We start from the raw sequence: 15,611 nt of genomic DNA, 5'->3' as shown, positions 1-15,611 counted from the left end.
ACATCTGATCGCACGATCTTTAATCGGTTTTGAGTAAATTTTTCCATTCAGCCAGCCAAAGTTCCGCTGGATCTTCCGGAATATCATGATCGAGGATGTTGATCTTCAGCGTTTCACCGATCTGTTGAGCCCCACAGGACTTCAGTTCGGTCTCAACCTTCTCAACCGCACCGCAGAAGGTATCGTACTCCCGGCTGCCAATGCCGATGGCGCCAAAGCGGACGTTCGCCAGGTCAGGCTGCTGCTCTTTTAACTCTTCATATAAAGGAAGAAGGTTATCCGGAAGATCGCCCGCGCCGTGCGTGGAGGTGATCAACAGCCAGATCCCGTCGAGCGGGAGATCCTCTAATAACGGTCCGTGCAGCGTTTCAGTAGAAAAGCCTGCGTCTTCCAGCTTTTCGGCCAGGTGTTCCGCGACATATTCAGCGCCGCCAAGGGTGCTGCCGCTAATAAGAGTAATGTCCGCCATTGATCGCTCGCTCAGATAAACAGGCGAACATTGTACGCTGTGAGCGAGCTGGGATCTACCTGTGGAAAATGTGGTAATTATTTTGCCCTGTTACGGGCGGATGGTACGCATGATCGGGTTCTGAAGGGAGATCAACGTCTCGGTGGACTGAATTTCATCGATTGTTTGGATCTTGTTGATAAGTACCTGCTGCAGGGCGTCGATCGATCGGCACATCACCTTAATAAAGATGCTGTAGTGGCCGGTGGTGTAGTAAGCCTCGGTCACTTCATCCAGGGCGTTCAGCTTAGCCAGTGCGGAAGGATAGTCTTTGGCGCTCTTAAGGATGATGCCAATAAAGCAGCAGACGTCGTAACCCAGCTGTTTCGGGCTGACGTCGATATGGGCACCGGTGATGATTCCCGCCTGCTTCATCTTCTCTACGCGCACGTGAATGGTTCCTGGGCTGACGCCAAACTGTTTGGCCAGTTCGGCGTAGGCGGTACGGGCATTAGCCATCAGGGCCTCGAGAATGCCGCGGTCCAGATTGTCGATCTGATAATTTTCCATAGCTTTTTCTTATGAAGATTAATGAATCACTCTATTTTAGCGGGTAATTTTATCGATTTAAAAGTGAGGCGGGAGTTTTATTGTTGGATTATTGAAAGAGACTCTTTTTTGTTGCTTAATCAATGCCAACAGGACGCAGGAGTATAAATAATGAAAACCGCTTACATCGCACAACAACGCCAGATCAGTTTCGTAAAATCCCACTTTTCCCGCCAGCTTGAAGAGAAGCTGGGCCTGATTGAAGTCCAGGCTCCTATCTTAAGCCGCGTGGGCGACGGGACGCAGGACAACCTGTCTGGTTGCGAAAAAGCGGTACAGGTGAAAGTGAAAACACTGCCAGACGCCCAGTTCGAAGTGGTTCATTCACTGGCGAAGTGGAAGCGTCAAACCCTGGGACAACACGACTTCAGCGCGGGCGAAGGGCTTTACACGCACATGAAAGCTCTTCGCCCCGATGAAGACCGCCTTACCGCTATTCACTCTGTCTACGTTGACCAGTGGGACTGGGAACGCGTAATGGGTGATGGCGAACGTCATACCGGTACGCTGAAAGCGACGGTAGAAGCCATTTATGCCGGGATCAAAGAAACCGAAGCGGCGGTCAGCAAAGAGTTTGGTCTGACCCCGTTCCTGCCGGAGACGATCCACTTTGTCCACAGCCAGGAGCTGCTGAGCCGCTTCCCGGATCTGGATGCCAAAGGCCGTGAACGTGCGATCGCCAAAGAGCTGGGCGCCGTGTTCCTGATTGGGATCGGCGGCAAGCTGTCTCACGGTCAGCGCCACGACGTTCGTGCGCCGGATTATGATGACTGGAGCAGCGAGGGTGAAAGCGGCCTTGCCGGCCTGAACGGCGATATTCTGGTCTGGAACCCGGTTCTGGAAGATGCGTTTGAACTCTCTTCCATGGGGATCCGCGTGGATGCCGACGCGCTGCAGCGTCAGTTGGGGATCACCGGTGACGAAGATCGTCTCAAGCTGGAGTGGCACCAGGCGCTGCTGCGTGGCGAGATGCCGCAGACCATCGGCGGCGGTATCGGCCAGTCTCGTCTGACCATGTTACTGCTGCAGCTCTCCCATATCGGCCAGGTTCAGTGTGGCGTATGGCCGCAGCAGGTTCGTGACAGCGTCGACGCCCTGCTGTAATTAGCGTTTCCAGCGCCGCAACAGGCGGCTACGCAACCCGGTATCAAAGCGCCAGATATGATCGAAGATGCGCATGATGCCGGGTTTTCCATGTGTGGACATCGCCACGGCATGAAAACGATGCTGATGGACCTGCTGCAGCACCTTTACCTTGCCTACCACCTCATCCGGCAGCCGCTGGGCAATAAAGTCTGAGATCACCACCGCATCGGCGTCATACCACTCTCCGCCCTGCATCCGCTCAATAATGGCGCGAAAACAGCTGGCGAGATCGGTCCCGCCACGAAAGCGCTGGCTCAGAAAGCGGATCGCCTGCTCCAGACCGTGCTGGCCCGAGAGTTCGTAGCCCACCACCTCGCTGGAAAACAGCATGATAAAGCAGCGCCGCCTGTCGGCGAGCGCCACCCGCATCAGCGCCAGACAAAAGGCTTTGGCGCACTGCTCATTGAAACCACCCATCGAACCGGACGTATCCACGCAGACGATAAACGGCCCGCGGGGCTGTTCGTCGAAATCCTGATGCACCGCCGGGCGCTGGCTCACCTTCTCGCGCCAGGCATCGCCGTGCAGACGGTAGGTAAGAAGCTGTTTCTCCACCAGCCGACGGTAAAATTCGTACTCAAGCTCCGTTATGCCGAGGGTGGCCAGCTCGGGCGGCAACAGGCGCAGAATGTCATCGCTCTGCTGCAGGCCGTCAACCTGCTCCGGTACCGTCGCCGGTTCGCGCACCAGGGTGCGGAAGGTTTCAAGCGGGGCATCCTTTTTTGGCACCGACTTTGCCTCCCGCGAACGGCCCAGCTGTTCCGCCAGCTGCATCAGCTCCGGCTGCTGCGCCAGAAAGTCGCCATAGCGGACGATGAGCTGATAATCCCCCCGCTTAAGCTGGCCTGCGCTCATATCCCACAGGCGGCCAGCGGCGTTTTCGTTCTCCACCAGCACCGGCTCCAGCGCCCCGGCCAGGGTCATGCGCTCCTGCACTTCGCTGAGCAGCTGTTCGCGCTCCTCTTCCAGCAGCTGCTGATTAAGGGACGTGGCCTGTACCACCAGACTCAGCCGCCAGCGCTGTAAAAACAGGGTATGCAGGGCCGGAGTAAAGGTGGCGTTATCCACCACCAGCTGCCGCGCCTGGCTGGCGAACGGGGAGTGAACCTTATCCAGCAGGGTTAAAATCTGCGGCAGCTGGACGATCAGCTGGGGCGTGGAGAGCAGCTGGCTCTGCTGATAGCACATCACCTCTTCGGTGAGCTCCGGCGGTACGCGGGTATCTTTCAGCCTTTTGCGTAAATTTTCCCGCCAGCGCGGGAGATCGTCGGTAATAGCGGTTTTAAGCCGGGGGAATTTTTCGAAAAAGATCGCCAGCTGCGGCGAGGCCAGCAGGGTGAGGATGATCTCTTCGATCAACCCCTCCTCGCCGACGGCAAGCATGACGTTGAGGGTATCCAGCGTCAGCATTGACGCGCCTGTTTGATCTGCGCGCTCACATCCTGCAGGCTGGATTCAATTCGCCCCAGCCAGTCGCTGTGGATAAACAGGCATTTTTGCTGCTCGCTGAAGCGCGTGTGCTGCAGATGCCACTGGTTATCCAGCGCTTCCAGCTGCTGTTTGATCTCTTCCGGCACGCTTTCAGAGGCGGTGCCGGGCAGGGCAAGGCGCGATCCCTGCAGGCTGACGTCGCGGATAACCAGATGCAGGCTGCCGTCCACCTCCATATTAAGCTGCTGGGCAAAACCGATGCCGTTGAGTTTGCCGCGGATCTCACCGCCTTTGCTCAGCCACTGCGCCAGGGCTTCACGCTCGATGGTGATGTGAATAACCTGCATATCATGGAGCTTAAGCGGCTGCTGGAGAAGCAGCGTCAGGGTGGTATCGCTCAGTTCGGCCGGTAATTCGTAGTGCGGACGACGGGCGAACATGCCGCTCTGACGATTGACGCGCAGGGCGGTTTTATCGCTTTGCTGCTGCTGGAGCTGAAGACGGCGCTGGGTAATGGCCCCGAGCTGGTTCAGCATCTCCTGCTGCCCCCATGCGTGCCCGGTCATCAATACTTCCAGCTGCTGCTGCATCAGATTCATGCCGCTGGCGTCATGCCAGAGGCAATCTTTCAGCAGAATCAGATCGATAGGGGCAACCGCGTCGCGACCGCTGAACAGGGCGCTGGCCTGCAGCAGGCGAATGGCTTTCTTCCAGCGGCGATCGGAGACGTAAGGCGCACCCGGCAGGGCATCCAGCTGCTGGCGTAGCATGAACACCAGATCGAACACCGCATCCGGCAGTTTGATTTTGCCGATGTCCTGCTGCCACTGCTGATACTCCTCGTCGGTGACCTGCAGCCCGGCAGGCACCGGGTTATCGTTCTCATCCTGCTGGCTTATCAGCAGCGAGCGGAAATTGGCTTTATCCTGCACCTTGTCGAGCCACAGGCGAATCAACATGCGGTCGTAAAGCGCCTCCAGGCTGCTGTCGGCTTCAGGCAGTTCGTTGGAGGCCGCCACCAACAGGCGCATCGGGATTTTCCCCTCATGCGCCCCGTTGCGGAACCGGCGTTCGTTAATGGCGGTGAGCAGGGTATTGAGGATCGCCGGGCCGGCTTTCCAGATCTCATCGAGAAAGACGATTTCCGCCTCCGGCAGATAGCCTGCGGTTAAACGTTCGTACCGCCCTTCATCTTTTAACGCCTGAATAGAGAGCGGGCCAAAGACCTCTTCCGGCGTGGAAAAGCGGGTCATCAGGTATTCAAACGCTCTGGCGTGCTGAAAGGCGAACTTCAGCCTGCGGGCAATCAGACTTTTTGCGATGCCGGGCGGCCCCAGCAGAAATACGCTTTCGCCGCTCAGGGCCGCCAGTAAACAGAGGCGAATGGCGTGGCTACGTTCGTAGAGCCCTTTCTCCAGTGCGCCGCTGAGGCGGGAAATTCTTTCTGCTAATAAATGAGTGTGAGCCATAATTGTTTTGCATCCTTTCGCCGTAACCCCGGCTAATTGAAGCGAGTATAGACGTTTCGTTCCGGGCTGGTAATAGACTGAACTGCGGTGCTATTTTCTTTGCGCTACGTTAATGAGGTTGCATTTAGGGGTACGATTCTAAGATTAATCGTGCATACTGTGCGCTTTTTGTGGGCCAAGGGACTAAGCACACATTTGTTATTCAAACGAAAAGACTAGTCTATGAGCACTGATAATAAGCAATCATTACCCGCAGTTACGCTCGCGGCGATCGGGGTTGTCTACGGTGATATCGGCACCAGCCCGCTTTATACGTTGCGTGAATGTCTGTCCGGCCAGTTTGGTTTTGGCGTTGAACGCGACGCTGTGTTTGGTTTTCTGTCCCTGATTTTCTGGCTGCTGATCCTGGTGGTTTCCGTTAAATATCTCTCCTTCGTCATGCGCGCAGATAACGCCGGTGAAGGTGGGATCCTGACCCTGATGTCGCTTGCCGGACGCAATACGTCCGCCAGGATGACCTCGTTCCTGGTCATTATTGGCCTGGTAGGGGGCAGCTTCTTCTATGGCGAGGTGGTGATCACCCCGGCCATCTCGGTGCTCTCGGCGATAGAGGGGCTTGAGATTATCGCGCCGCAGCTCGATGAATGGGTGGTCCCGCTGGCCATCATCGTTCTGACCCTGCTGTTTGTCATTCAGAAACACGGGACCGGGCTGGTGGGCAAACTCTTCGCCCCGATTATGCTCTCCTGGTTCCTGATCCTGGCGGCGCTGGGATTACGCAGCATTATTGCTAACCCGGACGTGCTGCACGCGCTCAATCCAATGTGGGCGGTGCACTTCTTCCTTGAATATAAAGTCGTGTCGTTTGTGGCGCTGGGCGCGGTCGTGCTCTCTATTACCGGCGTTGAAGCGCTGTATGCGGATATGGGCCACTTCGGCAAGCTGCCTATCCGCGTGGCGTGGTTTATTGTGGTGCTGCCGTCGCTGGTGCTGAACTACTTTGGCCAGGGCGCGCTGCTGCTCAAACACCCTGAAGCGATTAAAAACCCGTTCTTCCTGCTGGCGCCGGACTGGGCGCTGGTACCGATGCTGATCCTCGCCACGCTGGCAACGGTGATCGCCTCCCAGGCGGTCATTTCCGGGGTCTTCTCCCTTACCCGTCAGGCGGTGCGCCTGGGCTATCTGTCGCCGATGCGCATCATCCACACCTCCGAGATGGAGTCGGGCCAGATCTACATACCTTTCGTTAACTGGCTGCTCTACTTCGCGGTAGTGATTGTTATCGTCAGCTTCGAGCACTCCAGCAACCTGGCGGCGGCGTACGGTATTGCCGTCACCGGTACCATGGTGCTGACCTCAATCCTCTCTACCACGGTGGCGTACCGGAACTGGCACTGGAATAAATTCCTCGTGGCGATGATTCTGGTCGGCTTCCTCTGTATTGACGTGCCGTTGTTCTCCGCCAATCTCGACAAGATTGTCTCCGGCGGCTGGCTGCCGCTGACGCTGGGTCTGGTGATGTTCATTGTGATGACCACCTGGAAGAGCGAGCGTTTCCGCCTGCTGCGCCGGATGCACGAGCACGGTAACTCTCTGGAGGCGATGATTGCCTCGCTGGAGAAATCGCCGCCGGTACGCGTGCCGGGCACCGCGGTCTATATGTCCCGCGCGCTGAACGTGATCCCGTTTGCCCTGATGCATAACCTCAAGCACAACAAGGTGCTGCACGAGCGGGTGATCCTGCTGACCCTGCGCACCGAAGATGCGCCTTACGTGCATAACGTCCGTCGCGTGCAGATAGAGCAGCTGTCGCCTACCTTCTGGCGCGTGGTGGCCAGCTACGGCTGGCGTGAGACTCCGAACGTGGAAGAGGTATTCCACCGCTGCGGTCTTGAGGGCTTAAGCTGCCGGATGATGGAGACCTCGTTCTTCATGTCGCACGAGTCGCTGATTGTCGGCAAACGGCCGTGGTATCTGCGCCTGCGCGGTAAGCTCTATCTTATCCTCCAGCGTAACGCCCTGCGTGCGCCCGACCAGTTCGAAATCCCGCCTAACCGCGTGATCGAGTTAGGAACCCAGGTCGAGATTTAATTTCGCCCGGCGGCGCTGCGCTTGCACGGGCCTACAATCCGTAGGCCGGGTAAGCGTAGCGCCACCCGGCATTTCCCCTCCCTATTTGCTCCCGCATTTCACTTAGCGAAACGTTTCGACCACGATCACAAATCTGCAACGCCATGGTGGTTTTCTGCGCATCGGTAAGATTAAACTGACGTCAGCGAAACGTTTCGCTAGTGGAGCAAGAATATGAAGAAAGGCAAGGTACTCAACTCTGAAGTCTCATCGGTCATCTCCCGTCTCGGGCATACCGATACGCTGGTGGTATGTGATGCGGGTTTACCCATTCCCCACAGCACAACGCGTATTGATCTGGCATTAACGCAGGGCGTGCCCACGTTTATGCAGGTGCTGGATGTGGTGACAACCGAGATGCAGGTTGAGGAAGCCATTCTCGCTACGGAAATCCAACAACATAATCCGCAGCTCCACGAAACGTTGCTTGGCCATATCAAGCAACTGCAACAACACCAGGGAAACACCATAAAAATAAGTTACATAACGCACGAGCAGTTCAAGAAAAACACCGCTGACAGCCAGGCGGTTATCCGCAGCGGGGAGTGTTCCCCGTATGCGAATATCATTCTCTGTGCTGGCGTCACCTTCTGAGGCCACCATGGACGCACTACTGCAACTGAAAGGGATCGATAAATCGTTCCCGGGCGTCAAAGCCCTCTCCGGCGCAGCGCTGAATGTCTACCCCGGCCGCGTCATGGCGCTGGTGGGCGAAAACGGCGCAGGCAAATCCACGATGATGAAAGTGCTTACCGGTATCTATCAACGCGATGCCGGTTCGCTGCTGTGGCTGGGAAAAGAGACCACCTTTAACGGCCCGAAATCCTCTCAGGAAGCCGGGATCGGCATCATCCACCAGGAGCTGAACCTGATCCCGCAGCTGTCCATCGCGGAGAACATCTTCCTGGGGCGCGAGTTCGTGAACCGCTTCGGCAAAATCGACTGGAAGCAGATGTATGCCGAAGCCGACAAACTGCTGGCGAAGCTGAACCTGCGCTTTAAGAGCGATCGTCTGGTGGGCGAACTCTCTATCGGCGATCAGCAGATGGTCGAAATCGCCAAGGTCCTGAGTTTTGAATCCCGGGTTATCGTGATGGATGAACCGACCGACGCCCTCACCGATACCGAAACCGACTCCCTGTTCCGCGTCATCCGTGAGCTGAAAGCGCAGGGGCGCGGCATTGTCTATATCTCTCACCGCATGAAAGAGATCTTCGAGATTTGCGATGACGTCACCGTTTTCCGCGACGGGCAGTTTATTGCCGAGCGTGAAGTGGCGACGCTGACCGAAGACACGCTGATTGAGATGATGGTGGGACGTAAGCTGGAAGACCAGTATCCACGCATCGATAAAGCCCCGGGCGATATCCGCCTGAAGGTCGATAACCTGTGTGGTACTGGGGTGAATGATGTCAGCTTTACCCTGCGCCAGGGGGAGATCCTCGGCGTGGCCGGGCTGATGGGGGCCGGACGTACCGAGCTGATGAAGGTGCTGTATGGTGCGTATCCACGCACCAGCGGCTATGTCACCCTCGATGGTCACGAAGTTGTTACCCGCTCTCCGCAGGATGGTCTGGCGAACGGCATCGTCTATATCTCCGAAGACCGTAAGCGCGATGGTCTGGTGCTGGGCATGTCGGTGAAAGAGAACATGTCCTTAACCGCGCTGCGCTACTTCAGCCGCAGCGGCGGAAGCCTGAAGCACAAAGATGAACAGCAGGCCGTCAGCGATTTTATCCGCCTGTTTAACGTCAAAACGCCGTCGATGGAACAGGCCATCGGGCTGCTCTCCGGCGGCAACCAGCAGAAGGTGGCGATTGCCCGCGGTCTGATGACCCGTCCGAAGGTGCTGATCCTCGATGAACCGACGCGCGGCGTGGACGTTGGCGCTAAAAAAGAGATTTATCAGCTCATTAACCAGTTTAAGGCTGACGGGCTGAGCATCATTCTGGTCTCTTCCGAGATGCCAGAAGTATTAGGCATGAGCGATCGCATTATCGTCATGCATGAAGGGCATCTCGGCGGTGAATTCAGTCGCGAGCAGGCCACCCAGGAAATTCTGATGGCTGCCGCTGTGGGCAAGCTTAATCGCGTGGATCAGGAGTAAGAAGATGACTACCCAGGCTGTTTCTGGACGCCGTTATTTCACTAAGGCATGGTTGATGGAACAAAAATCGCTGATTGCCCTGCTGGTGCTGATCGCGATTGTTTCCACCATGAGCCCGAACTTTTTTACCGTTAATAACCTGTTCAACATCCTCCAGCAGACGTCCGTGAACGCCATTATGGCGGTGGGCATGACGCTGGTGATCCTGACCTCGGGTATCGACCTGTCCGTCGGTTCCCTGCTGGCGCTCACCGGCGCGGTGGCCGCTTCGATCGTCGGGATTGAAGTCAACGCGCTGGTGGCCGTTGCAGCTGCGCTGGCGCTGGGCGCGGCGATCGGTGCGGTCACCGGGATGATCGTGGCGAAAGGCCGCGTTCAGGCCTTTATCGCCACCCTGGTGATGATGCTGCTGCTGCGCGGTGTGACGATGGTGTATACCAACGGCAGCCCGGTTAACACCGGCTTTACCGACAACGCCGATCTGTTTGGCTGGTTTGGTATCGGCCGCCCGCTGGGTATCCCGACGCCGGTCTGGATCATGGGTCTGGTCTTCCTGGCGGCGTGGTACATGTTGCATCACACCCGTCTGGGTCGCTATATCTATGCCCTGGGCGGTAACGAAGCGGCAACGCGTCTGTCCGGCATCAGCGTCAATAAAGTCAAAATTATCGTCTACTCCCTGTGCGGCCTGCTGGCTTCGCTGGCGGGGATTATCGAAGTGGCGCGTCTCTCCTCTGCGCAGCCGACGGCGGGTACAGGCTATGAACTGGATGCCATCGCTGCGGTCGTGCTGGGCGGCACCAGCCTGGCAGGCGGTAAAGGTCGTATCGTGGGGACGCTGATCGGTGCGCTGATCCTCGGCTTCCTGAACAATGGTTTGAATTTGTTAGGTGTTTCTTCCTATTACCAGATGATCGTCAAAGCGGTAGTGATTTTGCTGGCGGTACTGGTAGACAACAAAAAACAGTAACTGACGACACTACAGGACATCTTTGATATGAACATGAAAAAACTGGCTACCCTGGTTTCTGCTGTCGCGCTGAGCGCAACGGTGAGTGCAAACGCCATGGCGAAAGACACCATCGCGCTGGTGGTTTCTACCCTGAACAATCCGTTCTTCGTCTCCCTGAAGGATGGCGCGCAGAAAGAAGCCGACAAACTGGGCTACAACCTGGTGATCCTCGACTCCCAGAACAACCCGGCCAAAGAGCTGGCTAACGTGCAGGACTTAACCGTTCGCGGCACCAAAATTCTGCTGATCAACCCGACCGATTCCGACGCGGTAGGTAACGCCGTGAAGATGGCGAACCAGGCGAATATCCCGGTGATCACCCTGGACCGTCAGGCGAACAAAGGCGAAGTGGTCAGCCACATTGCGTCTGACAACGTGCTGGGCGGCAAAATCGCCGGTGACTACATCGCTAAAAAAGCGGGTGAAGGCGCCAAAGTTATCGAACTGCAGGGCATCGCCGGGACTTCCGCAGCGCGTGAGCGTGGCGAAGGCTTCCAGCAGGCCGTTGCGGCTCACAAATTCAACGTACTGGCCAGCCAGCCGGCAGACTTCGACCGTACTAAAGGTCTGAACGTTATGCAGAACCTGCTGACCGCGCATCCGGACGTTAAAGCAGTATTCGCCCAGAACGACGAAATGGCGCTGGGCGCGCTGCGTGCCCTGCAGACTGCGGGTAAATCTGATGTGATGGTGGTTGGATTTGACGGCACGCCTGATGGTGAAAAAGCCGTAAACGATGGCAAACTGGCTGCGACCATTGCTCAGCTGCCGGAGCAGATCGGCGCGACTGGCGTGCAGACTGCTGACAAAGTGCTGAAGGGCGAGAAAGTTCAGGCTAAATACCCTGTTGACCTGAAGCTGGTCATCAAGCAGTAATATGCGATTCAGGCGGTCGTTAGCTGCCTGAAGGACAACATATAAAGAAAAGAGTGGCATACGCCACCGGGGCATCCCGGTGGCACTCTCTGATGGACATCTCCAATATGAAAACCGCAGGCAAGCTCGTCGTCCTTGGCAGTATTAATGCCGATCACATTCTCAACCTTGATACTTTCCCTACCCCGGGCGAAACCGTAACCGGCAATCGCTACCAGGTCGCCTTTGGCGGCAAAGGCGCTAACCAGGCGGTCGCCGCCGGGCGCAGCGGGGCAAACATCGCCTTTATCGCCTGTACGGGTGATGACGATACCGGGGAGCGCGTTCGCAACCAGCTGGCAAGCGACAACATCGACATTGCGCCAGTGAGCGTGGTCGAAGGCGAATCAACCGGCGTGGCGCTGATTTTTGTCAACGCGGAAGGTGAGAATGTCATCGGTATTCATGCGGGAGCAAACGCGGCGCTGACGCCAGATCGTGTGGTGGCGCAAAAGGCGCTTATCGCCGGTGCCGATGCCCTGCTGATGCAGCTGGAATCGCCGGTAGAAAGCGTGCTGGCGGCAGCGAAATTTGCGCATGAAAATCATACCACTGTCGTACTAAATCCTGCGCCGGCCCGTGTATTATCAGACGAGCTTCTGGCGCTGGTGGACATCATCACCCCGAATGAAACCGAAGCCGAAAAGCTGACGGGCATTCGCGTTGAAAACGATGAAGATGCGGCCCGTGCGGCGAAAGCCCTGCACGATAAAGGCATCAACACCGTTATCATCACCCTTGGCAGCCGTGGCGTATGGGCCAGCGTCGAGGGAGAAGGTCGCCGCGTTCCTGGCTTTAAGGTGAAAGCGGTCGATACCATTGCCGCGGGCGATACCTTTAATGGCGCGCTGGTGACGGCGCTGCTGGAAGGTGAGCAGCTGGATACCGCGATTCGCTTTGCCCATGCGGCGGCAGCCATTGCGGTCACCCGTCCAGGCGCGCAGCCTTCTGTTCCATGGCGCAATGAGATCGATGAATTTTTAAGTCAGCAGAGGTAACGCTTGGCCACAATGAAAGATGTCGCCCGCATGGCGGGCGTCTCTACTTCGACGGTCTCCCACGTCATCAATAACGATCGCTTCGTCAGCGACGCGATCCGGGAGAAGGTCGAGGCTGCCGTTAAATCCCTCAATTATGCGCCTTCCGCCCTGGCACGCAGTCTGAAGCTCAACCAGACGCGCACCATTGGCATGCTCATTACCGCCAGTACTAACCCCTTTTACTCCGAGCTGGTGCGCGGCGTGGAGCGCAGCTGTTTTGAGCGCGGCTACAGCCTGGTGTTATGCAATACCGAAGGTGACGAACAGCGTATGAACCGCAATCTGGAGACGCTGATGCAAAAGCGCGTCGACGGATTGCTGTTACTGTGCACCGAAACGCATCAACCCTCCCCCGAGATTATGCAGCGCTACCCTTCTGTTCCCACGGTGATGATGGACTGGGCGCCGTTCGACGGTACCAGCGATCTGATCCAGGATAACTCGCTGCTGGGCGGAGACATGGCGACGCAGCATCTGATTGATAAAGGCCACACCCGCATCGCCTGCATTACCGGTCCGCTGGATAAAACCCCCGCCCGCCTGCGGCTGGAAGGTTTTTTGGTTGCTATGGCGCGTGCCGGTTTGCCGGTGCCTGAAGGGTATCAAATTACCGGTGACTTCGAATTTAGCGGCGGGTATGAGGCGATGCAGGCGCTACTGGCGCAGAAAGAGCGCCCGCAGGCGGTCTTTATTGGTAATGATGCCATGGCAGTGGGCGCTTATAAGGCGCTATATCAGGCGGGACTGCGTATTCCGGACGATATCGCCGTGGTGGGTTATGACGATATCGAACTGGCGCAGTATATGACGCCGCCGCTCACCACCATTCATCAGCCTAAAGATGAACTGGGCGAGCTGGCGATTGATGTGCTGATCCACCGTATCGCCCAGCCCGCCCTGCAACAGCAGCGGCTGCAGCTTACTCCTGTTCTGATGGAACGGGGGTCTGTTTAGTTTTGTGGCGCTCTTTAATGAGGTTGCGACCGTCCTTCGGCTTTAACAGCATAAACACCAGGGCAGAGACAACCGTCAGTACGCCCATGGTGATAAAGGTCGAGTGAAACTGTTCGACGGTATTCGTGCTGTCGAACCCTTCGTAAAAACGCAGGACCGCTGCACTCACCGCCACCCCCAGACTGATCGACAGCTGCTGCGTGACCGCCAGGACGCTGTTACCGCCGCTGGCATTCTCATCGTTGAGATCGGCAAGAGTAATAGTGTTCATCGAGGTGAACTGGATCGACATCGCCATCCCCAGCACAAACAGCGGCAGGATCAGCATCCACACCGGCAGTGCAGCCGACTGCAGTGAGAACTGCGCAATCATCACCCCGATAAATATCGTCACCCCAACCAGCGTCCTGCGGTAGCCCATCCGGCGTAACAGCTGCGTCACGCCGGACTTGGCCAGGATCGAACCCACCGCCGTAGGTGCCATCATACAGCCCGCAATCAGCGCCGGATAACCAAACCCGACCTGCAGCATCAGCGGCATAAGGAAAGGAACGCAGCCGGTGCCCAACCGCGAAGCGATGTTGCCGGCAATACCTACCGAGAAGGTGCGGGTGTTAAACAGCGAGAGGGAAATCAGCGGCGTCGGGTGGCGGCGTGCATGACGTATATAGAGAAGAAAAAGAAGAATGCCGCTGAAGATAATGGAGATGGCCAGCCAGGTGGCCACTACTTTTTCACCGAACAGTTCCATACCGCTGGAGAACAGCACCAGGCTCAGGCCAAACAGGAAGAACCCGCCCATATCGAATTTACGCCGTGGGGTGGTGAAGTTCGGCATAAATTTGCGGGCATAGAAAATCCCGGCGACCCCAATGGGAATATTAATCAGGAATATCCAGTGCCAGCTGGCCCAGGTAACCAGCACCCCGCCCAGCACCGGCCCGAGGATAGGCCCGACCAGGCCCGGCATGGTGACAAAGTTAAGCACCGGCAGCAGTTCGCTACGTGGATAAGCACGTAACAACGCCAGACGCGCGACCGGCATCATCATCGCGCCGCCAATCCCCTGAATCACACGAAAGACAACCAGCTCGCCCAACGAACTGGAAAGGGCGCAGGCCAGTGAACCCAGCGTAAACAGGGATACCGCCAGCATAAAGACACGGCGGGTGCCGAAACGATCGGCCAGCCAGCCGCTTACCGGGATCAGCATCGCCACGGTCAGGGTATAACTGATGATGGCCGACTGCATGGCCAGCGGAGAACGGTTCAGGCTTTGGGCTATTGCCGGAAGTGCGGTGTTAAGGATGGTCGCATCAAGCGCCTGCATAAAGAAGGCCATCGCCGCTATCCACGGCAGGCCCGCCATACTGCGTGCTTTTTTTACTGTCATTCGTATTCCTGTTGTTATTGCTACCGTGCTGGTGGGGCAAGCAGTGCCTGGCTGGCTGCCATGGCGCGTAGCCCATCACTATCCTGAATGGCGTCGACGATTGCCTGGTGTAAATCCAGCTTCACCACCTCATCCTGAGTAATAGAGGTAAAGTAGGTGTGATAAACAGAGTGAAACAGCGAGGCAAAAGAGGTCAGGAACGGATTACCGCTCATCTCATAGATATGTTCGTGCCAGGCCATATCCACATCTATCCAGCGTTCCCGGTTGAAGTTCTTCTTCAGATGAACCATCTCATCCATCAGGGTATTTAAGCGGGCCTTCTGCTCAGCCGTTCCGAGCGTGGCGGCGAGCAGGCAGGCCTGCGGCTCGAGGCTGCTGCGCATGACAAGGAAATGCTCAATGACTTGCTGGAAGTTATCTTCTGTCATCCACCAGGAGAGCAGCTCCTGATCGAGGAAGTTCCAGTTACCCTGGGGCATGACGCGTGTACCGATGCGCGGACGGGGAAGTACCATCCCTTTCGCAGTCAGGGTTTTCACGGCTTCACGGACGGCGGTTCGGCTCACGCCAAACTGTTCACCCAGTTCCAGCTCGCCCGGCAGGATGCTACCTGGTGCGTAAACACCTTCCAGGATCCGCTGGGCCAGCTTTTCTGCCAGCACATAAGAGAGGTTTTTTTGGGCCGCCAGCTGTTGCGCGCTTAAAGGCATAACGCAGATTCCTTAAGTCTTGATGCCAGTAAGTATGCCACCTGCAGGCGGGTTGTGGTTGCTAAAACGACAATTAGGGTGATTTCTGGCTAAAAGATGAGGCTTTTGGTGAAAAAAAGCACGGTCGGTAATTTATTTTAATTTTGCTCTTGTCAGCGCCGGAGAACTCCCTATAATGCGCCTCCACTGACACGGAACAACGGCACGCAAGCCGCCGGGTAAGCGGGGTTCAGCGATGAACGCC

14 protein-coding genes are annotated in these 15,611 nt (G+C 56.8%); 8 read left to right on the top strand and 6 right to left on the bottom strand.

Going from position 1 to position 15,611, the window contains the following annotated elements:
• Nucleotides 1-19 precede the first annotated feature (19 nt).
• Nucleotides 20-469 carry an FMN-binding protein MioC gene (gene mioC, locus ACOYA6_RS19150; protein ID WP_422655212.1) on the bottom strand — a complete coding sequence of 150 codons (450 nt, stop codon included), beginning with the start codon at nt 467-469 and terminating at the stop codon, nt 20-22.
• Nucleotides 470-559: 90 nt separating this feature from the next.
• Nucleotides 560-1,018: a transcriptional regulator AsnC gene (asnC, locus tag ACOYA6_RS19145; RefSeq protein WP_032615488.1), complete on the bottom strand. Its 459-nt coding sequence runs from the start codon at nt 1,016-1,018 to the stop codon at nt 560-562.
• A gap of 150 nt (nt 1,019-1,168) precedes the next feature.
• On the opposite strand from asnC, the gene asnA reads away from it, so the two are divergent.
• Nucleotides 1,169-2,161 carry an aspartate--ammonia ligase gene (gene asnA / locus ACOYA6_RS19140; RefSeq protein WP_039032207.1) on the top strand — a complete coding sequence of 331 codons (993 nt, stop codon included), beginning with the start codon at nt 1,169-1,171 and terminating at the stop codon, nt 2,159-2,161.
• Here asnA and viaA read toward each other — a convergent pair whose 3' ends face one another.
• Nucleotides 2,162-3,613 carry an ATPase RavA stimulator ViaA gene (gene viaA, locus ACOYA6_RS19135; RefSeq protein WP_039032206.1) on the bottom strand — a complete coding sequence of 484 codons (1,452 nt, stop codon included), beginning with the start codon at nt 3,611-3,613 and terminating at the stop codon, nt 2,162-2,164.
• Nucleotides 3,607-5,103, bottom strand: a complete 1,497-nt coding sequence (gene ravA / locus ACOYA6_RS19130; protein ID WP_139563873.1) for an ATPase RavA — start codon at nt 5,101-5,103, stop codon at nt 3,607-3,609. Before ravA ends, viaA begins: the two co-directional genes overlap by 7 nt.
• Nucleotides 5,104-5,325: 222 nt before the next feature.
• Here ravA and kup point away from each other — a divergent pair, with 222 nt between their 5' ends.
• From kup to rbsR, 7 genes are all read left to right on the top strand, one after another.
• Nucleotides 5,326-7,194 carry a low affinity potassium transporter Kup gene (kup, locus tag ACOYA6_RS19125; RefSeq protein ID WP_039032204.1) on the top strand — a complete coding sequence of 623 codons (1,869 nt, stop codon included), beginning with the start codon at nt 5,326-5,328 and terminating at the stop codon, nt 7,192-7,194.
• Between the two features lie 213 nt (nt 7,195-7,407).
• The gene (gene rbsD / locus ACOYA6_RS19120; protein ID WP_138370948.1) at nt 7,408-7,827 is read left to right on the top strand and encodes a D-ribose pyranase; all 420 of its coding nucleotides are present in this window, start codon (nt 7,408-7,410) and stop codon (nt 7,825-7,827) included.
• Nucleotides 7,828-7,834: 7 nt separating this feature from the next.
• Nucleotides 7,835-9,340: a ribose ABC transporter ATP-binding protein RbsA gene (rbsA, locus tag ACOYA6_RS19115; protein WP_422655211.1), complete on the top strand. Its 1,506-nt coding sequence runs from the start codon at nt 7,835-7,837 to the stop codon at nt 9,338-9,340.
• Nucleotides 9,341-9,344: 4 nt separating this feature from the next.
• Nucleotides 9,345-10,310 (top strand): ribose ABC transporter permease, encoded by a 966-nt coding sequence (gene rbsC, locus ACOYA6_RS19110; RefSeq protein ID WP_138370949.1) that lies wholly within the window; start codon nt 9,345-9,347, stop codon nt 10,308-10,310.
• A gap of 27 nt (nt 10,311-10,337) precedes the next feature.
• Nucleotides 10,338-11,228 carry a ribose ABC transporter substrate-binding protein RbsB gene (gene rbsB, locus ACOYA6_RS19105; RefSeq protein ID WP_039032200.1) on the top strand — a complete coding sequence of 297 codons (891 nt, stop codon included), beginning with the start codon at nt 10,338-10,340 and terminating at the stop codon, nt 11,226-11,228.
• 107 nt (nt 11,229-11,335) lie between these two features.
• Nucleotides 11,336-12,265, top strand: a complete 930-nt coding sequence (gene rbsK / locus ACOYA6_RS19100; RefSeq protein ID WP_223075683.1) for a ribokinase — start codon at nt 11,336-11,338, stop codon at nt 12,263-12,265.
• A gap of 3 nt (nt 12,266-12,268) precedes the next feature.
• Nucleotides 12,269-13,261, top strand: a complete 993-nt coding sequence (gene rbsR, locus ACOYA6_RS19095; RefSeq protein ID WP_138370950.1) for a ribose operon transcriptional repressor RbsR — start codon at nt 12,269-12,271, stop codon at nt 13,259-13,261.
• Here the strand turns inward: rbsR and mdtD are convergent.
• Together mdtD and ACOYA6_RS19085 are read right to left on the bottom strand one after the other, a co-directional pair.
• Nucleotides 13,227-14,654 carry a multidrug transporter subunit MdtD gene (mdtD, locus tag ACOYA6_RS19090; protein ID WP_422655210.1) on the bottom strand — a complete coding sequence of 476 codons (1,428 nt, stop codon included), beginning with the start codon at nt 14,652-14,654 and terminating at the stop codon, nt 13,227-13,229. The genes rbsR and mdtD overlap by 35 nt on opposite strands.
• 20 nt (nt 14,655-14,674) lie before the next feature.
• Nucleotides 14,675-15,367, bottom strand: a complete 693-nt coding sequence (locus ACOYA6_RS19085; protein ID WP_039032197.1) for a FadR/GntR family transcriptional regulator — start codon at nt 15,365-15,367, stop codon at nt 14,675-14,677.
• Between the last annotated feature and the right edge of the window lie 244 nt (nt 15,368-15,611).

The sequence above is a fragment of the Leclercia barmai genome, assembly GCF_049312895.1.
Classification (GTDB): Bacteria; Pseudomonadota; Gammaproteobacteria; order Enterobacterales; family Enterobacteriaceae; genus Enterobacter; species Enterobacter barmai.
Note: the sequence above shows the minus strand (reverse complement) of the source record. Positions and strands in the feature narration are given on the sequence as shown.